The 25,671-nt window shown below is 76.2% G+C and carries 15 protein-coding genes; 5 read left to right on the forward strand and 10 right to left on the reverse strand.

The genetic code is table 11. The annotated features are described in order from the left end of the window. Positions 1-485: 485 nt before the first annotated feature. Genes ACWGB8_RS02325 through ACWGB8_RS02340 form a run of 4 tightly spaced genes read left to right on the forward strand, consistent with a single transcriptional unit; the run spans position 486 to position 2,934 of the window. Positions 486-1,043, forward strand: a complete 558-nt coding sequence (locus tag ACWGB8_RS02325) for a TetR/AcrR family transcriptional regulator (RefSeq protein ID WP_452209396.1) — start codon at positions 486-488, stop codon at positions 1,041-1,043. 19 nt (positions 1,044-1,062) lie between these two features. Beyond that, positions 1,063-1,644 carry a DUF4865 family protein gene (locus tag ACWGB8_RS02330; RefSeq protein ID WP_452209398.1) on the forward strand — a complete coding sequence of 194 codons (582 nt, stop codon included), beginning with the start codon at positions 1,063-1,065 and terminating at the stop codon, positions 1,642-1,644. Positions 1,645-1,663: 19 nt separating this feature from the next. Beyond that, on the forward strand, positions 1,664-2,062 hold the full coding sequence (locus ACWGB8_RS02335; protein ID WP_452209400.1) for a carboxymuconolactone decarboxylase family protein: 399 nt from the start codon (positions 1,664-1,666) through the stop codon (positions 2,060-2,062). Then, entirely contained in the window at positions 2,059-2,934 is an 876-nt protein-coding gene (locus ACWGB8_RS02340) for a phosphotriesterase family protein (RefSeq protein ID WP_452209402.1), read from the forward strand. Before ACWGB8_RS02335 ends, ACWGB8_RS02340 begins: the two co-directional genes overlap by 4 nt. Positions 2,935-2,958: 24 nt before the next feature. On the opposite strand, the gene ACWGB8_RS02345 is transcribed toward ACWGB8_RS02340, so the two are convergent. The 10 genes from ACWGB8_RS02345 to ACWGB8_RS02390 form a co-directional block, all read right to left on the reverse strand. Then, positions 2,959-5,055: a hypothetical protein gene (locus ACWGB8_RS02345; protein WP_452209404.1), complete on the reverse strand. Its 2,097-nt coding sequence runs from the start codon at positions 5,053-5,055 to the stop codon at positions 2,959-2,961. Further along, positions 5,052-7,169 carry a hypothetical protein gene (locus ACWGB8_RS02350; protein WP_452209405.1) on the reverse strand — a complete coding sequence of 706 codons (2,118 nt, stop codon included), beginning with the start codon at positions 7,167-7,169 and terminating at the stop codon, positions 5,052-5,054. The genes ACWGB8_RS02345 and ACWGB8_RS02350 overlap by 4 nt, the downstream gene beginning before the upstream one ends. Beyond that, positions 7,166-9,802, reverse strand: coding sequence for a hypothetical protein (locus ACWGB8_RS02355; protein WP_452209407.1), 2,637 nt, complete (start codon positions 9,800-9,802; stop codon positions 7,166-7,168). The genes ACWGB8_RS02350 and ACWGB8_RS02355 overlap by 4 nt, the downstream gene beginning before the upstream one ends. Beyond that, positions 9,799-13,788 (reverse strand): tubulin-like doman-containing protein, encoded by a 3,990-nt coding sequence (locus tag ACWGB8_RS02360; protein WP_452209409.1) that lies wholly within the window; start codon positions 13,786-13,788, stop codon positions 9,799-9,801. The genes ACWGB8_RS02355 and ACWGB8_RS02360 overlap by 4 nt, the downstream gene beginning before the upstream one ends. Before the next feature lie 172 nt (positions 13,789-13,960). Continuing rightward, entirely contained in the window at positions 13,961-16,366 is a 2,406-nt protein-coding gene (locus ACWGB8_RS02365; protein ID WP_452209411.1) for a VWA domain-containing protein, read from the reverse strand. An 89-nt stretch (positions 16,367-16,455) separates the two neighbouring features. Beyond that, positions 16,456-17,085: a Pycsar system effector family protein gene (locus ACWGB8_RS02370; RefSeq protein ID WP_452209413.1), complete on the reverse strand. Its 630-nt coding sequence runs from the start codon at positions 17,083-17,085 to the stop codon at positions 16,456-16,458. A 4-nt stretch (positions 17,086-17,089) separates the two neighbouring features. Continuing rightward, complete coding sequence (locus ACWGB8_RS02375) at positions 17,090-18,676, reverse strand: hypothetical protein (RefSeq protein WP_452209415.1); 1,587 nt, start codon at positions 18,674-18,676, stop codon at positions 17,090-17,092. After that, the gene (locus ACWGB8_RS02380) at positions 18,673-21,504 is read right to left on the reverse strand and encodes a hypothetical protein (protein ID WP_452209416.1); all 2,832 of its coding nucleotides are present in this window, start codon (positions 21,502-21,504) and stop codon (positions 18,673-18,675) included. Before ACWGB8_RS02380 ends, ACWGB8_RS02375 begins: the two co-directional genes overlap by 4 nt. After that, entirely contained in the window at positions 21,497-22,384 is an 888-nt protein-coding gene (locus ACWGB8_RS02385; protein WP_452209418.1) for a hypothetical protein, read from the reverse strand. The genes ACWGB8_RS02380 and ACWGB8_RS02385 overlap by 8 nt, the downstream gene beginning before the upstream one ends. A 43-nt stretch (positions 22,385-22,427) precedes the next feature. After that, positions 22,428-23,273 (reverse strand): Crp/Fnr family transcriptional regulator, encoded by an 846-nt coding sequence (locus ACWGB8_RS02390; protein WP_452209419.1) that lies wholly within the window; start codon positions 23,271-23,273, stop codon positions 22,428-22,430. A gap of 856 nt (positions 23,274-24,129) precedes the next feature. Between ACWGB8_RS02390 and ACWGB8_RS02395 the strand changes: the two genes are divergently transcribed. After that, the gene (locus ACWGB8_RS02395; RefSeq protein ID WP_452209421.1) at positions 24,130-25,614 is read left to right on the forward strand and encodes a helix-turn-helix domain-containing protein; all 1,485 of its coding nucleotides are present in this window, start codon (positions 24,130-24,132) and stop codon (positions 25,612-25,614) included. The last annotated feature ends 57 nt before the right edge of the window (positions 25,615-25,671 follow it).

The following is a 25,671-nucleotide window of genomic DNA, read 5'->3' on the forward strand; positions in this document are numbered from 1 at the left end:
CGCTGGGCTCATAACCCAGAGGTCGCAGGTTCAAATCCTGTCCCCGCTACCAAGAAGGCCGGGTCCGACGCATGTTGTGCGTCGGACCCGGCCTTGTTCGTTGTTCGGTTGATGACGATGCCGAGCTGATCGGGGGCGCTACGCCCTGCGCCGATGCCTGGCGATCAGGTCGGCCACGGCCTCGGCCGACGCCTGCTGCTGGTCGGAGGCAGGGGGGCGTAGATGTCGGACGTCGTGCTCATCTCCCGGCGACGAAGCGTGGCCTGGACCTTCAGTACCTCTCCGGCGCCCTCGACGTGTAGCAGTGCGCCTGCGTTGAAGACCGCCTTCGTCGGCTGCGCGCCGACCGCGACTCCGACCGCCGGCGCGTGGCCGTGGCCGCGCGACCAGCCACCACCGGAGCAGTGCGGTGCCGTACCGACCGCATCCGTCCCACCCCCGGGAACGCTGGCGGTCCGCATTCTGTACCTACTAGTATGTACGGTATGAGTGCACAGGATCGGCTGATCGAATCGACCCAGGAGCTGCTCTGGGAGCGCGGGTACGTGGGGACCAGTCCCAAGGCCATTCAGCAGCGGGCCGGTGCCGGGCAGGGGAGCATGTACCACCACTTCAGTGGGAAGCCCGACCTCGCCGCCGCCGCGCTGAACCGCAGTGCCGAGCAGTTGCGGGCTGCCGCCGCCGAGCCGCTGGGGGCTCCCGGGAGTGCGTACGAGCGGATCGCGGGCTACTTGCTGCGGCAGCGGGAGGTGCTGCGGGGGTGTCGGATCGGGCGGATGGCGCAGGATCCCGATGTGCTCGCCGATCCCCGGTTGCGGGAGCCCGTTGCGGAGACCTTCGGTTGGCTGCGCGGGCGGCTTGCCGAGCTGGTCGCCGAGGGGCAGGCCGCCGGCGAACTGGCGGACACCGGCGATCCGGTGGACGTGGCGGCCGCGCTTGCCGCCGTCGTCCAGGGCGGGTACGTGCTCGCCCGTGCGGCCGGCGACGAGGAACCGTTCCACCAGGCCGTGCGGGGCGCGCTCGCCCTGCTCCGGCCCCACTGACCAGGGGAGGGATCCACCCGTGCACACCATGCAGTACGAGTTCACCCTGCCGGCCGGCCATGACATGGGGACCATCCGCAGGCGGGTCGCCGACAAGGGCCCGCTGACCGACGACTTCCCCGGCCTGGCGTACAAGGCGTTCCTGATCCGCGAACGCGGGGTGGACGGCTCGCCGGTCAACCAGTACGCGCCCAGCTACCTCTGGCGCACCGGTGACGGCATGGCCGCCTTCCTCACCGGCCCCGGCTTCCGCACCCTCTGCGCGGACTTCGGCCGACCCGCGGTCCGGCACCGGCCGGCCCTCGGCTTCCGGCCCGGCCCCGCCGTCGGGCTGGCGCCCCGTGCGGCGCTGCGCACCACCACCGCGCTGTCCGAGGATGCGGACCTCACCGCGCTGCCCGACGGCTCCGAGTTCGCCGACGGGCCGGGGCTGCACTCCACCACCCTGTCGCTCGACACCGAGCGCTGGGAGCTGGTCCGCCTCAGCCTCTGGCACGGCGATGCGCCGGACCTGCCGGGCGTCCGCTACCAGGTCCTGCACCTCTCCCGCCCCGAGCTGAGCCTCGTCCGAGACCGAGACCGAGACCGAGACCGACACTGAACGGAGTGCCACCGCAGCCATGGGACCCGCCGACCTCACCCCCGCCCCGTTCGACCGCGAAGCCGGCTACCGGGTGCTCGCCGAGCTGATGGACGACCCCGACCAGTCGGCCACCCTGCCCGCGTTGGACGCGCAGGCGCCCGGCTTCCCCGACTGGATCGTCACCAGCCTCTTCGGCGGCACCTACCAGCGCCCCGGTCTGGAGCCGCGCGAGCGCCAGTTGCTCACCATCGCCGCCCTGGCCGCGCTCGGCGGGGTCGAACCGCAGCTCGGCGCGCACATCCGGGGCGGCCTGCGAACGGGTCTGACGGCCGAGCAGATCACCGAGTCCTTCGTCCACCTCGCCCCCTACATCGGGGTCCCCAAGGCCCTGGCCGCGCTCCGTGTCGCGGCCGGTGCCGCAGGGGGCACCGGATGACCGCCGCGGTGCACACCGTCCTCGGCGAGGTGGACCCTGCGGAGCTCGGCGTCTGCAATGCGCACGACCACCTGTTCAACCGCAGCGCCCTGCTGCCGGGCCAGGAACTGGACGACCCGTCGGCCGCCGAGGCCGAACTGCTGGACTTCGCCGCGGCCGGCGGGCAGGCCGTGGTGCAGTGGACGCCGTACGGGATGGGCGGGCGGACCGCCGACCTGGTGCGGCTGGCGGAGGCGACCGGGGTGCGCATCGTCGCGGCGACCGGGCTGCACCAGGCCGCGCACTACCCGCCCGAACGGCTGCCCGGGCCGGAGCTCGCCGAGCTCTTCGTCGGGGAGCTGACCGGTCCGGGGCCGCGGGCGGGCCTGATCAAGGTGGCCGGCGGGTTCCACGGACTGGACGCCCACGCGGAGCGGACCCTGCGGGCGGCGGCCGAGGCGCACCACGCGACCGGCGCGCCGATCGCCGTCCACCACGAGCAGGGCACCGCCGCCGACCAGGTGCTCGACCTCCTGTGCGGGCGGCTGGGGGTGCCGCCGCACCGGCTGGTACTCGGCCACCTGAACCGCTTCCCCGACCTGCGGCTGCACCGCGAGCTGGCGGCGTCCGGCGCCTTCCTGGCCTTCGACGGGCCGTCGCGCGTCCACCACGCGACCGACCACCGGCTGACGGACTGCCTGGTCACCCTGGCCGAGGCGGGCCACGGCGGCCAGCTGCTGCTCGGTGGGGACACCACCACGGCCGCCGCGCGCGGCAACCCCGGCATGGGGTACCTGCTGCGCACGCTGCGCCCCCGGCTGGCCCGGGCCCTGGGGGAGCAGGCGGTCCGCGCACTGTTCGTCGCCAACCCGGCCAGGGCCTTCGCCTGGTAGCCGGGAAGGTACGGGCGTGTGGGGTCACGCCAGGGCGATGGTGAGGAGGACGAGGATCGTGATCAGCGCGGCGCCGATGCCGAGGACGAAGAAGATGTTCCGCGCCTGCTGGTCCGGTAGGGCCGGGGGGCCTCCCGCGCGCGGGGTGGTGAACGGGCCGGACGGCGGACCGGGGGGCGGGTCGGGTTCGGCGGGGGTGGGTGTGGGGCTGGGGGCGGCCGGCGGTGGCGGTGCGGGGGTGGTCGGCGGGGGTGGAGCGGACGTGGTGGGGTGCGGTGCGGGGGCCGGGGGAGTCGGGGGTGTCGGAGGTGGCGCGGGCGGGTCCGTGAGGGTGCCGGGGAAGTCGTAGAGGAGCTGTCGCCAGAGGGCGGGCGGCAGGTCGGGGACCGGGTCGGACGACCCGGGTGGGGGGACGAGCCGGCGCAGCACCTCGCCCTCGACGGCGGTGCCGTGGTGCAGGAGCGCGTTGACCAGGGCGGCGAGGCCCTGTTCGTGCCGGGGGTCCCGGGTGTACGGGGCGACGGCCCAGCCGAACAGCCAGACGGTGCGCTTGACGATGCCGTCGTCGAGGGCGGCGCGGTGGCCCGGGCGGGAGCGGTCGGACCGGTAGACGTAGAGCCGCTGCCGCAGGACCTCGGCGCAGAGCAGGTACTCCTCGGCCGGGTCCCGCGGGGTGCGGCGGTGGTGGAGCAGGAGGAGCAGGCGCCCGGTGATGGCGTCGGACAGGTCCTCCTCGCGCAGCAGCTCCAGCAGCGGGCCGTCACCGATGCCGTCGCTGAGGTCGAGGAGGAGGGGCAGGACCTCGCTGTTCGCGCCGGGGTGGTGGAGGGCCCGGTGCAGGTCCTGGAGGGAGGGTTTCGGCGGGGCGGTGGGCGGTGCGGTGTAGACGCCCTGGTCGTCGGGGTCCTCGGGGTCGTCGACGGGGCCGGGTGCCGACAGCGGTACGTGCCGCTCCGTCGGGGCGGGGGCGGGGGCGGGACCGGGGGCGGTGTGCCGGTCGGGTCCGGGGTGCGGACCGGGGGCGTACCCGGTCCGGTCGTCGTCGTGGACGGGGCGCTCGTCGGGGCGGACGGGGCGCTCCTCGTCGTGGACGGGCCGCTCGTTCTGCCGGTCGGTCCGCAGACTCTCCGGTCGCGGCGGCTTCGGGCGTTCGGGCTTCGGGCGTTCGGGCTGGGTGCGTTCGGGCTGTGGGCGGCTGCCGGCCGTGGTACCGAGGAGGCGGGCGAGGCGGGGCAGGCGTTGGTCGGCGGGCCAGGTGGCGGCGTCGTGCAGGGCCCTCCCGTTGAGCTCGGGCAGGCCGGGCACCTTCGGCAGGGGGCGGTCCAGGCAGCGTTCGACCAGGCGGGCCGCGAGGTCGTGGGCGAGGTCGGGGTCGGGGCGGCGCGGGTCGACGCGGGAGCGCGGGTGCTGCCGGCCGGAGTCGGTGGTCCAGTCGGTGACCCAGGTGACCAGCAGGTCGTGGCGGTCCGTCACGTCGTAGGTGGCGAAGGTCCACGGCTGGGGGAGCCAGGCGCGGCCGAAGATCTCGTGCAGGCCCTTGATCACCGCGGTGGACCGGTTCCGGTCGGGCCAGTCCGGCAGGGCGTCGGCGCGCAGGGACAGCCGGGCCCCGGGGCTGCGCAGCAGGGCCGCGGTCGCGGCCGTGAGCGCGTCGGCGACCTCGGCGATCTCGGCGATCAGGTCCGGCGTGTGGGCCCTCGCCTGCCGGGCGGCCTCGCGCAGCCGGTCGTACTCGACCCGCCGGCGCAGGCCGGTGGCGTGCTCGGCGAACCGCTGGTCGCCGAGCGGCCAGGCGTGCAGGTCCAGGGTGAGCCGGGGACCGAGCAGGACGCGGTCGCCGAGCAGCAGGTGGCAGGCGGTGTTGGGCCGCCCGCCCGCGTCCGTGGTCGGCCAGCGCCGGATGACGGCGGCCTCGCCGCGCTTGGTGAGGGTGCGGACCAGGCTGGGGCGCACCGCGCCGTCCACCCGGAGCAGCGGGGCGAGTTCGCGGGCGAGGTCGTCGGCGCGCTCCTGGGGGCAGGACCAGGCGGCGGCGGCGATGCCGGAGCCGCGGCGCCCCTGGTTGCCCGTCCAGCGGAACACGATCTGGTCGACGGAGTCGTCCGGTTCGGTGGAGCTCATCGGGCGGCCTCCGTGCCGGTGCGGCCGTCGGCCAGGTCGATGATGCCGTGCATCGCGAGCAGCGAGATCAGCGGCTCCAGCACCCGCTGCGCCCGGACGCCGCGCGGGTAGCGGCTGTCCTCCTGCCGGCCGCCGGTGGCGGAGGCGATGTGCATGGTGCAGTGCAGGGCGGTGTCGAAGGGGCGCAGCCAGGCCTTCCCGGCGTGGCGGTGCAGCAGCGCGTACACGTCGCGGCTCTCCTCGTAGAGCCGTCGGCGGCTCAGGGGGACGGTGCCGGGCTCGGTCAGCCAGCGGTCGACGGGGGGCTCGGAGCGCAGCAGGTCGGCCTTGGCGATCACGACCGCCGACGGGACGGTCAGGTACGGGCCGGTCCGGGGGATGCGGTCCAGGGCGGTGGCGAACGCGGGGTCGCCGTCCCGGTTGACGTGCAGGCCGAGCGCGGTGCGGATCTCGTCGAGCTGGGGCAGGGGCATGGCGAGGGTGGGGTCGACGACGAAGACCAGGGCGTCGATGCCGAGCAGGAAGCGCAGCAGGGCGTCGGTGCGCAGCAGGTCCTCGCCGGCGAGGTCGAAGAACGCCAGCGGGCGGACCCGGCCGCGGGCGTCGGTGATCAGCAGGGACTCGACGAAGCGGGCGGACTCGCTGTTGCCGAGTCCGGCGGTGTGGGCGATCACGTTGCCGTCGCGCAGCGGCACCACGCGGTCGTTGAGGAAGGTGGCGTGCTGCTCCGGGTTGACGGACTGCCAGCTGACGCCGTACGGCTTCAGCCGGTCGTCGGCGATCTCGGCGATCATCTGGGTCAGCAGGTGGCTCTTCCCGGTGTTGGACTGGCCGATCATGGCGACGGTCAGCGGGCGCCCGTTGGTCAGGTAGGGCACCGGGATGTGGTGGGGCGGCGTCGCCTGGTTGCCCGGGCAGAGCTGGAAGGCTCCGCGCAGCTCGTCGGCGACCAGCCGGGAGCTCTGCTGCTCGGTGTAGGTGTACGGCTGGAGCTCCTGGACGGCGTCGGGGGCGTAGAGCGCGCCCGGGTCGAAGCGGAGGTGTTCCAGGCAGTAGGGGCAGAGCACGCCGTCGCTGTGGTGGTCGGTGGCCTCCGCCCCGTAGGGGGTTCCGTACGACTCCGCAGCCTCGTTCGGCCGCGCGCCGTCCGCTCCGGGTCCGCCGGGCGGGTCGCCGCCGGCGGCGCGCTTGAGGGAGACGGTGTGGTCGAACGCGGTGCGGTGCGGGGCGAGGCCGTCGCCGCCGACGGTGCGGCCGGCGGTCGTCCCGTGGTCGGGCGCGAGCAGGCCGAGGAGCGCGGCCGGGGTGGGCCGGTCGACGGCGCGGGCGGCGAACGAGGACCGCATGGTGTGGGCGAGCGAACGGTGGTCGGCCAGGTCGGCCGGTTCCCGGTCGGGGTCGCCGGCCCGCCCGGTGACCAGGCGGTACATCACCTGGGCGGTGCTCCACAGGGTGTCGCGCGGGTCGCTGTACCCGCTGCCCCCGCGCAGTTCGGGCGAGGCGTACGGCGCGGGGCCGCGCGGGGTGCGGGGCCGGCCGGTGTGGGCCACCGCGTCCAGGCCCCACAGCTGGACGGACCGGCCGTCCCAGCGGACGGTGGACGGGGTGACGCCCTGGTGGACCAGGCCGAGTTCGGCGAGCAGCGCGGCGGCGGCGACGAGATCCCGTTCGACGGTGCGCAGTTGGGTGCCGGCGAGGCCGTGCAGCCGCTCGGCCGGGTTGCCGCGCGGCGGCCGGTAGAGGACGAACGGCTCGGCCACGTCCAGGTCGTAGCCGATCACCACGGGGAAGAGCCGGGCGGCGTCGGTGCCCCCGAAGGTGCGGTGGAGCCGCAGGGCGGTCGCCGCCTCGGTGTCGAGCGCGTCGCGGGCGGCCTCGGTGGCGCCGGACTCGTCGGAGGCGGCGGCCCGGACCTGGACGCACTTGACGGTGCCGTCGAGCAGGGCGTTGCGCATCCGGGGGGCGCCCCGGGCGGGGCCGGACGGGTCGGGGCCGAACCTCGCGGTGGCGAGCCGGCGCCGCCCGGCCGGGGTCAGGAACGGCAGGTCGACGCCCTTGCGCCGGCCGGGGTCGTCGGCGTTCCGCGGGTGCGGGCCGGACCCGGTGGTGCTCACCACTGCTCCTCCTCGTCGTACGGGGAGACGTGCCGCTGCCGGACCGTCTCGACCACCCCGGCACGCAGTGCGGTCAGCCGCAGCCGCCCGGCGTAGCGGCCGGCTGCCGTGCGGACCTCCCGGCCCTCCTCGGCGGCGCTCCCGACCGCGTCCTCGCGGGCGGCTTCGGGGGCGAAGCGGATCAGGGCGACCGCGTCGGGGTTGCGGCTGAGCAGGTCCAGCTGCTCGGCCGAGTTCAGTTGCAGCAGGCCCTGGCCGTCCTGGTCGGGGCCGATCGGGTCGGCGGCCCGGCGGATGTCGATGCCGAGCAGCCCGGACGGGCCGCTGCGCACCCGGTGCGGGGCCGCGAACGGCGGGGCGGGCAGGACGTCGTTGCGCCGCAGGTGGTCGCGGGCCACCGCGAGCAGCTCGCGCACCCGCTCGGCGATCCGTTCCTGGGCGGCCTCGCCGGCGTGGCCGCGTTCGACGGCCCCCCAGTACGGCTCCAGGGCGGTCAGGGTGGCGTCCGTCAGGTCGCCGGCCAGGGTCGGCACCAGGTCGGGGCCGCCCTTCGCCTCGCCGCGCTCCAGCCAGCGCGGGCCGGCGGCGGGCCGGGCGCCGCGGGGGACGGTGGGGCCGGCGGCCGTCCGGCCGCTGCCCACCCCGGACGGGACGCTCGTCCAGGCGTGGTCGTCGGGGTCGTCGTACCCGTCCCGGTCGCCGTATCCGTGCGGGTCGTCGTCGTACCCGTCTCGGCCGCCGTACCCCTCTCGGGCGCCGTGGTCGTCGAGGTCGTCGTACCCCGGCGGGTCGTCGTAGCCGTCCCGGTCGCCGTACCCCTCGCGGTCGCCGTACCCGTCCCGGTCGTACCCCTGCGACGGGTCCGGGAACTCGTCGTCGGCGGTGCGGCCGAGCCAGTCGTCCTCGCTCTCCGCGGCGGCCTCGGGCCGCTCGGCGGCGAGGTCGCGGGTGGCCTCCTCCGCGGCGGCGGCCGCGGTCGCCCGCAGCACGCCGACCACGGACAGCGCCGCGTCGGCGCAGTAGCGGCGCTCCTCGATCGCCCAGAACTCGCGCAGGGCCCGGGAGAGCAGCTCGTCGAGGCCGTTCAGCTCGTCCTGCAGGGGCGTGATGCCGCGCTCCAGGCCCCACCGCTGCGCGTGGTCGTGCCAGGTGCGCAGCAGCAGCCAGCCGCCGAGGCCGAGGCCGGCCAGGAGCCCGACCGCGCCCGCCCAGGGCGGGAGTCCGGTCGCGGTGGCCGTGGCGGCCGCCGCCGCGGCCCCGAGGAGGGCGGCCGGGCCGAACCGGCCGATGTCGGAGGGCCGGCCCGGGCCCCCGGGCAGCCGGAGCACGGCGACCAGGACGCCCACGACGAGCAGCACCGGGACGGTGAGCGCGGCCGGCAGCGCGGGCCAGGTCCAGAGCCCGCCGAGCGCGCCGGCGAGCCCGGTCGCGGCCAGGACGCCGGGGCCGGGCGGGTCGGGCGGCAGCGGACGGTCGTGCGGGCCCCGGTGCTCCCGCAGCCGGTCGAGCTCGGCGAGCAGCGGGGCGTTGGACAGCGGCTGCACGAGTTCGGCGAGCAGCGCGAACCGCTGGGCCACCGAGCGCAGCGGCAGCCCCTCGCGGAGCAGCCCGGTGGCGAGGCCGCGCAGGCTCTCGCCGATCCGTTCGCCGGTGGTGGTGGGCGGGTCCACGGCGACGCCCAGGCGGGCCAGTCGGGTGGCGGACTCGGCCGCCGGCTGGGTCCCGGCGGTGCCGCCGTCACTGCGCAGCACCTCGCCGACCAGGTTGCCGTACCGGTCGAGCGCCTGCCGGCCGCGGTCGAGCGCGGACTCCAGCTCGCGCCGGCCGGCGCCGGTGAGCAGCCCGGCCGGGCCGCCGAGCGTGACCAGTTCGGCCTCGGCGTCGGCCAGCGCGCCGACCACCTCGTGGTACGCGCGGGACGCCTCGCCGCCGTCGACCCGCCGTCCGGGGGTGCCGGTGGTGGCGCCGGCGACCAGCCCGGCGAGGGTGGTGGGCAGGTCGCCGCCGGTGAGGGCGGTCGGGCCGGCCGGGGCCGCGGTGTGCGAGCCGGCGAAGCGGAGCAGGGCCTCGCTCCAGGCCTGGCCGCGGACCTCGGGGGAGAGGCCGTGCTCCAGCACGCGCAGCGCCGGGGCCGCCACCCCGTCGGGCAGCGAGCCGAGCAACTCCAGTGCCTCGTCGAACAGTTCGGGAACGGAGAGGAGGTCGACCAGCACCGCCAGGGCCTGCGGGTCGGTGGGTCCGTCCGGGTCGTCGGCGCCGTGGCCGGCCTGCAGGTCGCCGGCCCAGATCAGGCCGGCCTCGGGCGCCCGCAGGGTGGCGGGCCGGACCAGCCGGCGCTCCGCCGGGTAGCCCTCGGCGGGGTACGCGGGCAGCCCGCCCACCAGGAGGCAGAGCACCCGCACCCGGCCGGGCGTGCGGTAGCCCATGACCTGCTCGAACCGGGTGCGGTGCTCGTCGAGCCCGGCCGGGGTGTCGACCACCAGGAAGCGCTGGTCGTGCGGTTGGGCCAGGCCCTGCGCCGCGAGCCGGGTCGCGACGGCGGTCCGCAGCGCGGCCGGGTCGTCGCCGGCGAGTTCGTCGCTGCGCAGGTCGAGGTGGACGACCGGGGCGGGCAGCGGGAGTGGCGTGCTCACGCGGGCTCACCGTCCCGGCGCTCCGAGTCCGGCCGGTCCGGCTTCTCCCAGGAGTACCGGCCGCCCGGCCCGTCCGAGGGGTCCCGGTCGGCGCCGGGCGCCGGGCCGGGGTCCGAGGCCGGGGCTGCGGGGCGGTCCCAACCCCAGTCCGACGTACGGTCGGAGGAACGGTCGGACGGCCGGTGGGACGACCGGCCGGTGCCCGCGGTCCACTCGCCGTCGCGCGCCGTCCCGGGCCGGTCGGCGCGGTCGGTGCGGTCGCCACGGTCGGTGCGGTCGGCGGGCTCGTCGCGGTCGGTGCCGTCGCGGTGGCCGCGGCCCGTGCCGTACGCGTCGGCGCGCCCCCGGCCGTCGTAGCCGTCGTCGTACCCGCCGGTGCTGCGGACCCGGCGGTCGGTGTCGTCGTCGTACCCGCCGGTGCTGCGGACCCGTCGGTCGGTGTCGTCGTCGTACCCGCCGGTGCTGCGGACCCGTCGGTCGGTGTCGTCGTCGTACCCGCCGGTGCCGCGGACCCGTCGGTCGGTGTCGTCGTCGTACCCGCTCGCGCCGCGGTTCGGCCGGTCGGCGGCCCCGTCGTACCCGTCCCGGAGGTCACCGTCCCGGCCGCCGTACCCGTCCCGGCCGCCGCCGTACCCGCGCCCGGTGCTGCGGTCGCCGCGGTTGTCACGGTCCGCGCGGTCGTCGCGGCGGGCGCGCGGCTCGGGCCCGGTCGGGTCCCAGCCGGGCCTGCGGCCGTCCAGGCGGTCGGCCGGGCGGGCGGTGCCGAAGTCGTCCTCCTCGCGCACCGGGGGGACGCGGGTGCCGTGCCCGCCGTACACGTCGTCGTCGACGTCCTCGGCGGCGCGCGGGGTCAGCTCGCCGCGCTGGATGACGTCCAGCAGTGTCTCCAGGTTGGGCTGGACGGCCCGCTGGTCGTTGAACTCCAGCTTCAGTGCGGCCGGCAGGGTCTCCGCCCAGAACTGCCACAGCGGGCGGAACCACCCGTCGACCCGCTCCCCGCCGATCTCGCGGCGGGAGGTGAGCATCCGCCGCTGCTGCGGCGCGATCTGCTCGACCAGCCGGACGAACAGCGGGTCCGGCCGGCTCGCGGACCGGGTCAGCCCGGCCGGGCGGGCCGCCATCAGCCGGCTGCAGTAGTCCTCCACCGTCCGCTCGTCGTCCAGCACCGTCCACCGCTCGTAGGCGCGCAGCAGTTCGGCCCAGCTGGAGACGCCGTTCTGCTGCTCGCCCAGCCGCAGCCGTACGCCCGGCACGTCCACCCCGCGGTCGCGGAACAGCCGCAGCCGGATCAGGTACGGCGACTCCTCGGGCCCGTCCAGCACGTCCACCTGCCCGTTCCAGAGCAGGCTGAGCAGCCGGTGCAGGATGAGCCGGCGGTCCGCCTCCGTGGAGACCAGCCAGTCGTCGCGGTGGCCGAGGCGCTGGCGCCAGCGGAGTACGTCGTCGCTCTGCTCGTGCTCCTTCGCCTTCGCCCACTGGCGGAGCATCTTGCGGGCCTCGGGCACCTGGGTGAGGCTCATCTCGCTGCGGAACAGCACGACCGTGATCGACTGCGTCTCGACCCCCCGGAACTCCGCCCGGGCGTCCTTCGGCAGCCGCAGCGCCTTGCGCAGGAAGTCCTCCACGTCGTCGGCGGACTTCACCCGCGGGTAGGTCACCAGCGCCTTCAGCGGCCCGGTGCCCTCCGGCACGAACCCGGCCGGCAGCAGCCCGGCCAGCTTGCGGCCGAACTGCTCCAGCGCCTCCTTGCTGACCTGCTCGGCGTCCTCCGAGCTGCCGGCCGCCGCGGCCAGCAGCACGCCCATCGCCGGCAGCAGCGGACGCTCCTCCAACTGCTGCCCGCTCTCCGCGAACAGCCGCTTGACGCCCGCCTCCACGGCCGCCTTGACCTCGCCGACCGCGCTGTCGGGGTTGCGCCGGCTCAGCGTGTTGGCGGAGCGCCACTCGTCGCCGCCGACCAGCCGCATCAGCAGGGCCGCCTCGTCCTCGGTCTCGGGCAGGCCCTCGCGGGCGGTGAGCCGGGCGACCAGGTCGTCGTAGAAGTGCATCAGGTCGCGCTGCGGCGGCAGCAGGTACGAGACGCCGGTGCGGTCCTCGTACAGCGTCTGGGACTGCTCGGCGAACGCCCGCGGCTCGTCCTTGGCGTGGTTGCGGAAGGCCGTGGCGAGCCGGGAGACCTCGGTGTCCAGCGCCCGGGCGGTCGGCTCCCAGCGCTGCTGCTGGCTCTTCCAGCCCTCGTGCCACAGCTGGCGGCTGCGCCAGCGGTACCAGGCGTCCTGGGCGCGCAGGACGGCCTGGACGTCCTCGTCGCCCCAGCGCGGCTGGGCGAGGCCGCCCATCCGGCGCCGGATCCGCGGGACCGGCGGCGGCTGCTCGTGGGTGCCGGGCGGCAGCGGGGGCGTGTGGGTGCGCTGGTCGAGCATGCCGAGGAAGCCCAGCCGGGCGAGGTCGTTGGCGTCCTGCGGCTCGCCCCGCACGATCCGCTGCACGGTGAACGGGTCGACGCTCGCCAGCAGCCGGTCAACCGCCCGGCGGGGCGCGAAGTCCTTGGCCATCTCGGCCGTCCTGGCGGCCACCTGGCGGGCCAGGTTGGCGAGTTCGGACTGCATGTCGACGAGCCGGGCGGCCAGCCCCGCCTCGATGGCCGAGCTGCCGCGCGGCTCCGGGGCGGGCGGCTGGATCTCCAGGACGGGCCGCAGCAGCAGTTCCTCCAGTCCGGAGTCGGTGAACATCTGCTTCACCAGCTCCTCTGCGGCGCGGACCGGGCGGTGCGCGCGGTCGTCGAGCCGGTCGACCGAGGCGTGCAGGATGCGGCCGGACACCAGCGAGGCCAACTCGTCCACCGGCGCGGTCATCGAGGCGACCAGGCTGGTGGAGACCCCGCACCGGCCGATGCCGGACGGCGCGTTGGCGGCCCGCTGCACGCCGCGGTTGATGAAGCTCGCGGCGAAGGTCTGGTAGTCGTCGTCGGCCCGGGTACGGACGGCGCGGCCGTCGCCGAGTTCGGTGCCGATGAGCGACATCACCAGCGACACCATGGAGCGGCGCAGGTCGTCCGGGCGGATGCCGGCGGTGCGGTTGAACAGGAAGGCGGTCGGCAGGATCCCGGTGCGCAGCCGGATCGGGGCGGTGTGCGGGTAGCGGATGCGCAGCGTCAGGTCCTCGTCGAGGTCGCCGAGTTCGGCTCCCTCGACGGGCGCGTTCTGCTCGTCCACCAGGCGGAAGAGGTCGACCAGGGCGCGGGCCGAGTTCAGCTCCGCCTCCCGGCCGCCGCCGTTCGCCGCCGGGAACGCGGAGGGCATCACGACCAGCGGGTAGATCTTGACGCCGTCGAAGCCCTTCTCCCGGAAGGCGTGGTTGATCAGGTAGAGGTAGTCCAGGAAGATCCCGGCGCCGGTGCCGCCGGCGACGGAGAACGCCACGAAGACGTCGCAGCCGTTGACCGGGCCGCCGCCGAGCTGGCTGAGCATCCCGCCGGAGCGGGCGAGCGCGTCGATGGCCTGCATCAGCGGCTCCACGACCGGGTCCAGGCCGCCGCGCAGGGTGCCGAACAGACCTGCCCGGCCGACGGTCGGGAGCTGGCCGGCGCCGTTCTTCAACGGGACCACCCGGGGCTCGTTCTGCCGCGGCGGCAGCCAGGCGGCGGTCTCCTCGGGCAGGCTGGCCCGGAGCATCTTGGTGACGTCCGGCGAGCTGTCGAAGTTCGGCAGCAGGTCGTGGGTGGAGCGCGAGGTGCGGCTGAACGCGGGGCGCAGCGCCGGGGCGGCGGTGGCGTGCGGCAGGCGCGCCAGGTCGGTCTCGCTGAAGTCGGCGTAGACGAACTGCAGGCAGTCCGGCAGCTGGTAGGGGGCCATGGCGCCGAGACCGGTCAGCGCCGTGCCGTCGGGTCCGCAGAGCTCGGCGCGCAGCCGCCGGTCGAGTTCCGCGCCGACCAGGCCGCCGGTGCCGCCCAGGCCGACGAACAGCATCGGCTGGAAGATCTTCATGGGTTCCGCCTCCATCCGGCCGCGCGGCGCGGCCGGTTCGGGTGTCGGGTGGGACGAGGGGGACGTGGGGGACGAGAAGGACGAGGGGCCGAGCGATGGGTGCCGGAACGGGCCACCGGAAGTCGGGCCAGAAGAAGTCGGGCCACCGGAAGCCGGGCCGTGGGACGTCGGGTCACAGGTAGTCGGACGGCGGCGTGGTCTGCTCGTTCGGGAAGGTCCGGCCGCCGGGCCTCGGTGGCGGTGTGCCCGGACCGGGGCGGCGGCCCGCGCCGAGCGTCAGGCTCAGGCCCTCGGCGAGCGGCACGGGGCTGCCCGCGACGAGCCGGGACGGGTTCCGGCGGCGGACCTCCAGCAGGGCGCCGCCGTCCTGGCTGCGCTGCACCCGGTACGCGCCGCCGGGCCGGCGGACGATCCGCGGGTGCGGGCCGCCGACGCCGCTGACCTCGAACTCGTACCAGCCGCGGGACCCGGCGGAGGCGGTGTGCCTCCCGAGTTCGCGGCCGCGGTCGTCCAGCAGGACCAGCTCCAGTCCGGCCGGGGAGCGGCGGGCGCCCGTGATCCGGGACCGGACCAGCAGCGCCAGCACGGCGGCCACCACGAGGGCGCCGAGCAGCAGCAGCGCCCACCACCACTTCTCCAGGAAGGTCGGCGGAGGGGTGACGGCGACCGACAGCGGGGTGTCGGTGACCACCCGGTCGCGGTCGGAGCCGTCGACGACGGAGACCTTGCCGCCCACCGTGACGCCGTCGTCGCCGAACAGGCGGCCGAACGCCTTGCGGTCGCCCGCGGTCAGCGTGACGTCGACCGTGCGGGACTCCTTGGGCGCCAGGGTGATCGTGCCCGGGGACAGCGTCAGCAGACCGGGGGCGACGTCGGTGACGGCCAGGCGCAGGGTGTGCGCCGCCGTGTCGTCGTTGCGTACGGTCAGGGTGCCCTCGAACGACTCGCCGGGGTGGACGCGGTGGTCGCCGTTCAGCGAGAAGGTCGCGGTGACCAGCGGCACCGCGGGGGAGATCACCGAGTTGAACGGGCGGTTCTGGTCGGCGGTCAGACCGGACGCGGTCAGCGTGCCGGAGGCCGTGATCCGGCCGGTGGCGCCGGCGGGGACGGTGACGGTCCCGGTGAAGGTGGCGTCGCCGCCCCGGGCGTCCGGGGCCGCGCCGTCGTCGACCAGCTCGACCGGGACGGGCGGGAAGCCCTCGCCGGTCAGGACGGAGCTGACGCCGAGGCCCTTGAGGTCCTGCTGGTCGGCGATCTCCAGGCCCTTGCGGGTCTGCAGCTTGACCGTCACCGTGGCCTTCTCGCCGGCCCGCGGCGACGGCGGGTTCAGCGTGATCGAGCTGTTCAGGGCGCCGCGCCAGAGCACGCTGACGCTGGCCAGCTGCGACCGGTGGCCCTCGGGGGCGTCCAGGTGGACCCGCCAGGTGCCCGGCATCGGGTCGGTGATGCGCAGCGACTCGACGGCCTTGTCCCGCCCGGAGAACTCGAACGACGAGTCCGGGTCGGACCCGGGGCCGGTGATCTCGCGGCCGCCGGGGTCGAAGTAGGTCGCCTTCACCAGCGGGTCGCCCTTGTCGACCACGATGCTGCCGACGGTCGCCAGCGGGGAGATCCGCACCGGCAGGTCGACCGGCGGGCGACCGGTCTTCACTCCCTCGGTCCGCAGGCAGTGGGCGGCGGCGAAGGCCGCCTCCAGCGCGGCTCCGACCTCGCCCGAGTCCTTGACCACCGAGGCCCGGGGCGTGGCGCCGGGGAGGCTGACGCAGCCCTCCTGGAACCCGCCCGCGGCCATCCGGTCCAGGGCGGCCCGGTCGGGCTCCGCACCGAAGCCGAGCGGCCAGATCTGGACGCGGGCGGCCCTCGCGGCGGCCAGCGCCTCCGCCAGTGCCTTCTCGCCGGCGGCCACCCGGTGGCTCGGATCGCCGTACGCGGGACTGTCCTTGACGTCCAGCTTGCCGTCGGTGAGGAGGAACAGCACCCGCGGGACGGCGGGGTCGGTGGAGGTGGTGAGCCGGCTGACGCCCTGGAGGACGGCGCTCGGGAAGTCGGTGCCCTGGCCCTCGGCGGGGGTGCGGCTGTGCAGCCCGGCGGCGCAGACGCCGATCCGGTCGCGGCCGGCGGCGTCCAGGACGGTCGGCGGGCAGACCTCGTCCACCGGGTGCTGACCCGGTCGGTCGGCGCTGGCGAAGCCGAAGATGCCGACCGTCGAGGCCGGGTGGAGCTCGCCGAGGGCGATCCGGACGGCGGCGGCGCGCTCGCGTTCGAGGTCGGCGGGTTCGAGGCTGCCGGATTCGTCGACGGCGACGGCGTAGTTGACCGGGCCTATCGCGCCCGCCGGAGTCCCGGGTGTTCCGGGTGCGGCTGCTCCGGCTGTCGGTGTCCCGGGTGCGGGTGTGCCGGCGGCGGGCGGTGCGGGCGACGGGTCGTCGGCGACGGCCGGACCGGTCGGCAGGCCCGTGGTCAGCAGGGCCGCCGCGACGACGGACGCGGCTCGCCCGAGGCCGCGCCGCGGTCGCCGGGGCCGGGTCGTGGCCGCCGGCGGGCGCCCGCGGGTGGGCGTGAGGGACAGGTGGAGCACCGTCATCTCCTCCGGATCAGGGTGCGTGCTTCCGGCCGGCCGGCACGGGCCGGCCGGAAGTCGGCGGATGGGGGGCGGGTCGGGTGGGCTCAGGCGAGCAGCACCCCGGCGGTGGTGAGGACGGCGCCGGGCGCCAGACAGCCGACGCCCCAGCGGATCCAGCGGTACTTGGCGGCCAGGATCGCGCTGACGTCGACGGCCTGGACCAGCAGCCAGCCGACCGGGTCGCGACCGGCCGCCGTCACCCGGTCGGCCAGCGCCGGCCGGCCACCGGCGGGCAGCAGGTCGCCGAAGTAGGTGACGGCCTCCCGGTCGCGCTGGGTGCCGGTACGGGGCAGGATCGCCCGCACCAGCGCCACGGCGCCGGCCGCGCAGAGCACACCGCCGAGCGCGAGCAGGACGACGGCGGGCCAGGTCGGGCGGCCGTCCGGCCAACTGCGGCCGAGCAGCAGGGCCGGCAGGCCGAGGGCCGCGGTGAGCAGGATCGACGCCTTGGTGTCGGCCCGGCCGATGTCCTCGCGGACCGCGGCCAGCAGGCGGTCCGCGACGAAGCGGGTCTCGTCGGGGGCCGCCGGGGGCGTCGTGGGCGTGGCGGTGTCGGGTACGGGTGTGGGTGCGGGCGGAGCGGTGGTGGGCCGGGTGGCCGGTGCGGTGGTCGGCCCGGTGGTGGCGGCGGACCCTGCGGGCGGCGGCACGGGGGTGGCACGGCTCTCGGTCATGCGGTCACCGACCTCCGTCCGGTGACCACGACCGGTCGTCGTCCCGGCGGTCCCCGGTCGACGGCCGGCCGGCGTCCCGGTCGTCGCGGTCCGTCCGTCCACCGCGGTCGTCCGGGGCCGGGCCGGTGTCCCAGTCGTCGAACGCCTCGCTGGGCCGCCGGCGCGACCGGGTGGCGGCCGGGGCGTGCCGGGGCGCCTCCGGGTCGGTGTCCAACCAGGCAGGGGTGTAGGGGCGTTGACCGTCGTCGAGCGCGTCGGCGGGGCCGCGGCCCCGCCGGGGCTCGGACCGGCGCTCGGACCAGGGGTCGTCCCACCGGCCGCCGCCGCCGTCCCGCTCGGTGCGCCGGGCGCGGTCGGCGGAGTCGGTGCGGTCAGTGCGATCGGCCCTGTCGGTGCTGTCGGCGGAGTCGGTACGGTCGGGCGCGGGGTACCCGTCGTCCCAGGGGTCGTTCCACTCGGGGCGGCGCTCGTCCCGGCGGTCGCGGCGCTCGTCCCGGCGGTCGTCCGCGTCGTACCGCCCGCCCTGCCTGCCCCGGTCGTCCCGCTCGCCCAGGCGGTCGTCGTGGCGCCCGGCGGGCCGCTCGTCCCCGCGGTCGTCCGGGGCGTCCTGGCGCCCGCCGGCCGGGAGTTCACCGCGTCGGGGCGCGGACCGTATCGGCGGCCGGCCGAAGCTGCCCTCGACCCGGTACCCCCCGGTGCCCAGCAGCTCCCGGACCTGGCTCTCCAGCTCCGCGGACTGGATCACCCCCTTCTCGACCAGGTCCAGGGTGTGTCCGAGCAGTTCCCGCTTGTCCGCGCGGGCCTCCTGGCGCAGCAGTTCCATGAAGGCACGGGCCTCGCCCGGGTCGTCGGCGAGCATGAAGCAGATCTGGCTCCACTCGCCGCCTTCGAGCATCACCCGGAACTTCTGCATCCGCAGCTGGAGCAGTTCGCCGGAGCGGTGCTCGCCCGTCAGCGTGTGCACGTGCTCCCGCTCGGCCATCGTCCCCCGGTGGTCGTCGTCCCTGACCTCCTCGGCCTGGGTGATGGTCTTGCGGTCCACGGTGAAGCGGACGTACAGCTCCGCGCGCAGCCCGAGGTCGTAGCCCAGGTCGTCCCACTGGCCGTTGCGGCAAGCGGACTTGACGGCGCGGTCGGCGTCGGCTGCGGCGGTCACCGGGTAGCCGGCGCAGACTCCGCGCAGGCGCTCGGTGAGCGGGGCCCGCAGCCGGACGGCGACGTTCGTGACCTGCTCGTCCACCACCTTGAGGTAGTCGGTGACCGTCCACTGGACGTCGACCTCGACCTCGAAGAACGTGGTGCCGCCGGCCGCCGGCACCTGGAGCGACAGCCGGGTGACGTGGGTGCCCCGCGCCACCTCGCAGACCGTCACCGGGCGGGCCATGAACGGGCGGCCCACGTGCTCGTCGCCCATCGCGGTGACGACGCTGTGGCCGCCGTTGCGGTAGAAGACCACCAGCGCGATGCCGGCGCCGGGCCGCTGGATGCCGCTCTCCGGGCGCGGGTACTCCTTCAGCAGCGGGCCCGCGGGGTGCGCCGCCGCCCCGGCCCTGCCGGGGGACTTCGGGGCGGGCTTCGGGTCGTCCGTCATCGTGCCTCCTCCTCGGTGCCCCGGTGGCTCCGGTCCGGTCGGCCGTGGGTCGGCCGGCTGTCGCGCTGCCGGCCGTGGTCCGTTCGGTCGCGGTCCGGTCGGTCGCGGTCCGGGCGGTCCCCGGCGGTGGGACGGTCGGGGCCGGTGCCGCCCGGGGCGGGCCGGCCGCTGGTGGCGAGGTGCCAGAGCCGGCGGGCCGCCGCCGTCTCCAGCGGGTCGTCGGGGTCCTTCATCATCCGGCGCAACAGCCAGTCCAGGAGCTGTCGTTCGCGGTCCTCGGCGAGCAGCGGCGGCAGCAGCGCCGCCAGACCGCGCCGGGTGTCCGGGCCGCCCTCCGGCCCGCCGTCCTCCTCGGCGACGCCCCCGCGCAGCCAGTACTCCAGGCAGTCGACGGCGGCCTCGTGCGAGCGCGGGGTGCGCAGCGCCGTCCACATCAGGTCCGCCAGCGCCCCGGCCCGGTCCGGTCGGGCCGCCGCGAGGGCCAGCGGCAGCGGCCAGTCCAGGAGGTCCGCGAGGTCCGGTGACGCCTCGCCGTCCCACACCTCGCCGACCGTCGTCAGCGCCAGCCGGACGGTGGTGAGCAGCCCGAGGTCCTGGTACGGCACCCGGCGGTCCGCCGTCCACGCGGCGATCCGGCGCAGCACGTCGCGGTCGTCCGGACCGGACAGCAGCCGGACGGCGCTGTGCGAGGCGAGCGGCGCCTGGTCGTCGTCCTCGTCGGCGCCGATCCGGGCCAGCCGGTCCAGCGCCTCCCCCACCGGGGCGATGTGGCCGAACCCGAGCGCCATGGCGGCGGTCCAGCGCAGCCGGGACGATTCGGAGCCCGCCCAGTCCCGGACGAGCGCCCGGACGGCGGGCCGGTGGCTCTCGTGCCGGGCGGTCTGGTCGAGGACGGCGGCGGCGAACGCGCGCCGCTGGGTGGCGGGCGCGACGGCCATCGGGCGGACCAGCTTCTCGTAGCCGGTGGCGAAGTCCCGGGCGCACAGCTCACCGGCGGCCAGCGCCGCCCGCACCCACACCTCGGGCCGCGGGTCGTCGGCGAGCTGCCGCATCCAGCGGACCACCGGCCCGCGGGCCGGGTGGTGGCGGTCCCAGACCTCGGCGAGGACGGCGGCGGGCAGCGCCGCGCCCCGGTAGCGGACGATCCGGGCGGGCGCGCCGATGCCGGCCGTCTCCACCTCGCCGGTGGTCAACTCGGCCCGCAGGAAGGCCAGGTCGGAGGTCGGGTCGTCGCAGAACAGCGGGCGGGCGGGCGCGTTCGCCGGGTCCCGGGCGACCGCGAGCTCCCAGGTGAGCAGATGCGCGGCCTCCGCGACGGTGCTGTGCGCCGAGCCGTTGAGGACGGCGAGGGCGATCCGCGACGCGGTCGGGTGCAGCACCGTCGCGGCCGAGCGCTCGCCGCTCCCGGCGCTGTCCGTGCTGTCGGCGATCTCCCGGTCGGCGCCGGCGAACCACTCCTGGGCCTGCTGCGGGGCGAAGCTGGCGCAGCCGTCCAGCAGCTCCGCGCGGGTGAGCCGGCCCAGGACGTGGGCGGCGATCAGGTCGGCGAGCAGTTCGGCCTCGGCGGGCCGGAGGTCCTCCAGGCCGACCGCGGCGCGCACCTCCGGGTCGTCGACCAACTCCTCGGCATGTCCGGACGCCCAGGCGATCCCCTCGGCGGACGTCCGGCCGGACTCCTCCGCCAGCCGTTCGGCCAGCCGGGCCCGGAGCAACTCCTCGGTGGGCGCGGGCGGGCAGATCAGCCCGTACCGGCCGGCGAGCAGCGGCGCCGCGGCGGGGCCGGCGGCGACCACCAGCACGGCGAAGGAGTTCCGGGCGGCCAGGGACGCGGCGAGCGCGTCGAGTTCGAGCTCCTCCGGCGGCAGTACCGGACGGCCGCCGCCGGACGGGAGTTCGAGCAGGTAGCCGCGCCGCCGGTCCTCGCCGTCGCGCACCAGGGAGGTCAGCCGGTTCACCGCGGTGTCGGGCGCGAGCAGGGAGACCCGGGCGGACGGCTCCGTCCCCCCGTCCGCGGCGGGCCCGTCCGTCGCCCCGGCGTCGGCCGTTCCACCGGCCGTTCCGCCGTCGGGTGCGCCGTCGCCGGGCGGTTCGGCCTCGGTGAACTCGTCGAGCAGGGCCAGCGCGGTGCAGGTCCGGCCCGTACCCGGGGCGGCGGCGAGCACCAGTACGCGCCGACCGCGCAGCGCCCGCTGGAGACCGACGTACCCCTCCGGTTCGCGGTAGATCCGGCGGACCCGCCGCAGCTCCGCCTCCGGCACCGGACCGCTGACCGGGCCGACCGCCTGCCGGCTGTCCAGGCGCAGGTGGACGTCGCCGATGTGGGCGCGGTGGAACACCGACCGGTCGAAGAGGTTGTGGTCCCCGCCGACCTGGTACGAGGAGCGGGCCGAACGGTGGGCGCGGGAGGTGGCGGCCATGCCGGTGGCGGCGCCGCCCTCCTCCTCCTGCTCGTCCAGCAGGCGGTCGCGGCTGCGCTCGCGGAAGCGGCCGGCGGCGCGCTCGCGCTCGGAGCGCTCCTGCTCCTCGCGGTCGTGCTCGGGGCGCCCTGCTTCCTCCCGGTCGCGCCCGGGTGCGCCCGGCTCGTCCCCGGCGCGGCCGGGCTGCTCGCCGGCCGGTCGGCGCGGCTCGCGGTCGGCGCGGTCCGGGTGATCGGCGCGGTCCGCGCGGCGGCCGGGGCGGTCCCGGTCGGCACGGTCGCCCCGGCCGCGCTGCTCCGGGGCGTCGGCCCGGCGCTCCGGGTGGCCCTCCGGCCGTCGGGCGGCAGGCTCGCGCGGCTCCTCGGTCCGGTGCCCGGCGGGCGTGTCGAGGGCCCTGGGCTGTTCAGCCACGGCGGCCTCCCCCGGTGGTGCGGCCGATGTGCACCGGCGCCTGGTAGGTGTTGTCGCGGTGCACCGAGAAGTCCCCGCCGACGGTGGTCCCGCCGGGCAGGTCGGTGCCGGTCGGGCCGGCGGTCCGGTCCGCCTGCTGCGGCGCCGTCTCGACGGGTGCCTCACCGGGCGTCCCGCCGCCGCTGCGGCGACCGTCGGCCGTCCCCCCGGTGGCCGGCTCCCCTGTGGCCGGCCCGTCGGCGGGCGGTTCCTCGTGGTCGCGCAGCGGGGCGGGCCGCGGTCGGCCCGGCAGCCGGATCCAGGCGGGCGCCTCGCCGTCCTTGAGCCGCAGCCGGGCGGGCGCGTAGTGCTCGGGATCGACGAAGCGGCCGCCGTGGCGGACCACCTCCCGGTACAGCGAGTCGGAGACGACCACCACCAGGTCGGCGCGGTCGCGTTCGAGCAACCGGCGTGCGGCGTCCGCGTCCGTGAGCCGGCAGGCGAGGTCCACGGCGTGGCCGCTGACCCCCTCGGCGTCGTGGGTGACCGGGCCGACGTGCAGACCGATCCGCAGCCCGAGCGGCGTCCGCAGGTCGCGGTTCACCTGGCGCAGCTGCTCGTGCACCTCGGTCACCCAGACGCCGATGATCCGCGCCGGCGGGACGGTCGGGGCGATGGTCGCCAGGATCCCGTCGCCGCGGTCCTCCCGGTGGACGACCCCGGCCGGCACCCCGGCACGGTCGAACGCCCGGTCCAGGACGGTGTAGAGCTGCCGGCGCATCCGGGTCTTGCCCGGATCGTCGTAGGAGCCGGACCGCCGGACGTCCACGCCCACCACCAGCTCGTACACCGCGTCGACCACCTGGTCGTCCACGTTCACCCCCATGGTTGTCTTCGACACGCCGTCAGGATCCGGCTCCGCACGCCGGGTTGTCTGTGGCGGTTTACACGCGCCGGGTGTTCGGTCCGGGCGCGCCTCCCGCGCGCCGTCGCGCCTCCGGCGGTTTGCCGTGCGTCTCTCGTTCGTACGGCCGTTGGTCGTGCGGTCGCTGCTCGTGCGGTCCTTGGTCGTGCGGTCGTTGGTCGTGCAGTCGTTGGTCGTGCGGCCCCCGCGCGAGCAGCAGCAGCGGTGCGGGGGCGAGGATCTCCACCCGCCTGGTACCGGTGCGCACCAGGCCCTGGTCGCGCAGGAGGCGGAGCGCCTTGGCCACCGCCTCCCGCGTTGCGCCGACGGTGGCGGCGAGGTCCTCCTGGGCCAGGTGCACCACCGCGGCGGTGCCGTCCCGGCCGGGCCGGGAGGTGGCGTCGGCGCCGGAGAGCTCGACCAGGCGGCGGGCGAGCCGCTGCACCACGGTGAGCGAGGCCAGCGCCGACCGCTCCCGGTCGGAATCCCTTAGCCGGGACGCCAGTTGGGTCATCACCTGACTGCCGACCCGGGGACTTTCGGCCAGGAACCGGCGGAACCCGTCCCCGGCGATCACCAGGGCCTCGACCGGGCCCAGCGCCTGGACCGTCGCGCTGCGCGGGCGCTGGTCCAACGCGGCCAGCTCGCCGATGAGTTCACCCGGCCCACGGAGCCCGAGGACGAGCCGGGTGGCTCCCCGGTCGATGGCCGTGAAGACCATGGACCAGCCGGTCAGGACCAGCAGGACGTGCGTCGAGCGGTCCCCCTCGGAGAGCAGGTGCTCGTCCGGCGGGAAGGTCCGCGCGGCACCGAGCGAGGTGAGTGCTTCGAGATCGTGGGCCGTGAGTGTGCGGGCGAACGGCAGGTCGCCGCCGAGCAGTCCCATGCCACCCCCCCCCTGGTGATCACCGGCGGCCCTGAACCGGCCTGACGTTGGGAGATCGTAGACCGCGCGGAAGTGGATTTTGGCCAGATTTCTCACAACGGGACTGATGTGGTAGGCGAGGGGCTCCTGAGGTGCGTGGGACGTCTTCACCATCACGTCCAGGCATTCCGTCATCATGGTGAATGCGCAGGTCAGCGCAGGCTTTGCGGCAAAGTCCGGCCTAATTCGGACACGATTCGGACATCACTTGGCAACAGTGCGGTGTACACATTCGATGCGCCGGCGTGCGCCCCGGCGCACAAATTCCAGGGAAGCTCCGAAAAGTGCGCCGGTCGGCACGCGGCGCAGGTCTTCCGTGGGGAGGCGCGCGAACCGTCGGTCGCGGTGCGCGCCGGGTGGCGGCGTCGGGCGGTCAAGAGGTGGTGAGTTCGGCGGGGTGGGGTCAGGGGTGGACGGGGCCGATCCAGCTGGTGGTGAGGGAGCGGATGGAGCGGGCGCCGCAGCGGTCGGCGGGGACGACGAGTTGGGGGCCGGTGGCTGAATGTTTGGGTGATCATCCAGCTCGGCTGCTGATCGCCGGTGTGCCGTTCCGCTCGTCCCGCCGGTGGCGCGTCGCTTCGATCGCCCTGTTGGATCGGGCGGAGCGGTGAGGGAGGGGGTGCGAGGGGGCGGGCGGGGGTTGCGTGCGGGGCGCAACCGTGCGGACCGCCGGGTTCCGGGGCCGGGTCGGGGCCGTCCGCTGGATGATCCAACAGGGAAGATGGTGAAGTCCGTCCTCGCATTTACGATGACGGAGCACACTACATCCTCGCTGATGCGAGAGTCGGGGTGGGGCGCGGAGCGCGAGGAGCAAGACGTGATCGTCGGGGATCTGCTGGAGCTGGACGACCTGCACATCGAGGTGGCCTGGGCGACGCCCGAGCTGCTCGGGCGGGAGGTCACCGGCGTGACCTCCACCGACCTCCAGGACCCGGCGCGGTACCTGCAGTCCGGTGAACTGGTGCTCACCGGACTCGTCTGGTGGCGGCCCGAGGACGCCTCCTCCGCCGCCGTCCGCTTCGCCAACTCGCTGCGCAGCGCCGAGGCGGCGGCCCTGCTGGCGGGCGAGGGCACCCACGGGGCCGTGCCCCCCGAACTGGCGGAGGCGTGCCGGCTGCACGGGATCCCCCTGCTGTCGGTACCGGCCGGCACCAGCTTCCGTGCCGTCACCGACCGGGTCTACCTGCGCCTCTGGGGCGATCTCCAGACCCTCTCCGAGGGCGCCGCGGCCGTCCCGTCGGCGGTGCGCCGCGAACTCGCCGGCCTGCTGAACGCCGGGGCCGCGCCCGCCGAGGTGCTGGCGGTGGCCGTGGCCCGGCTCGGGCTGCCCGACTGCTCGCTGCTGACCGCCGGCGGACGGGTGCTGGCCGGCGCGGTGCCCGGCCCCGGAGCGGGGCGGCCGGTGCCCGTCGGCCCGCAGGGCGGTACGCCGTTCGACGGCTGGCTGCTGTGCCCCCACCGTGCGCCGGGGCCCACCGCGACCACCGTGCTGCACGGCCTCGCCGAACTGCTGGTCCCGCTGGCCACCCGGGCCCGGGCCACCGCCGCCGCCCAGCGCCAGACGGCCGTCCGGGTGATGCACATGCTGCACCAGGGCGGCGGCCCGGCGGCCTTGGAGGAGGCCCTCGCCGCCGGCGGACTGCCCGAACGCGGCCCGCTCACCCCGGTCGTCGCGCGGATCGACTCCGGCGCGGACTCGTGGGCGGTCGCCGCCCTGGCCGAGGCGCTGCACCGGACCGGCGCGCCGTTCGTCGCCGCCCCCGACGGCCGGGGCGGGGCCACCGCGCTCTCGGCGGCCCCGGCGCCCGCGGTCGCCGCCGCGCTCCGGAGCGCCTGGCCGGAACTGCAGCGGAGACTGACGGTGCGCCAGGTCATGCGGGCGGGTGTCGGGCCGTCCGTCGCGCCGAGCGGGCGGACGTTGGCGGGCGCGCTGGTGCAGGCCCGGTGGGCGCTCGACTCGCAGCCTGCCGGGACGGTCGGCAGCAGCGGCGAACTCGATTCGCTGGAGCAGCTGTTGTGCGGGGTGCCGAGGGACGTCCGGACGGCCTTCCACCGGCGGCTGCTGGCCCCGCTCGCCGAGCACGACCGGGCGAACCCGGTCTCGCTGCTCGGCACGCTCGACACCTTCCTGCGGCACAACGCCTCGTGGTCCCGTACGGCCAGGGCGCTGAACGTCCACGTGAACACCGTCCACTACCGGATCAAACGGATCGAGGAGCTGACCGGCCGGAGCCTCACCCGCCTCGGCGACCGGATGGATCTTCGGGCGGCACTGCTGTGCGCGGAGGCGGACGGCGGGTGAGGGGTCCGGTGGGGGGAGGGGCGCATGGGGGGAGGGGCGCGTGGGGCGGACGGCTGG

The sequence above is a fragment of the Kitasatospora sp. NPDC054939 genome, from assembly GCF_053610105.1.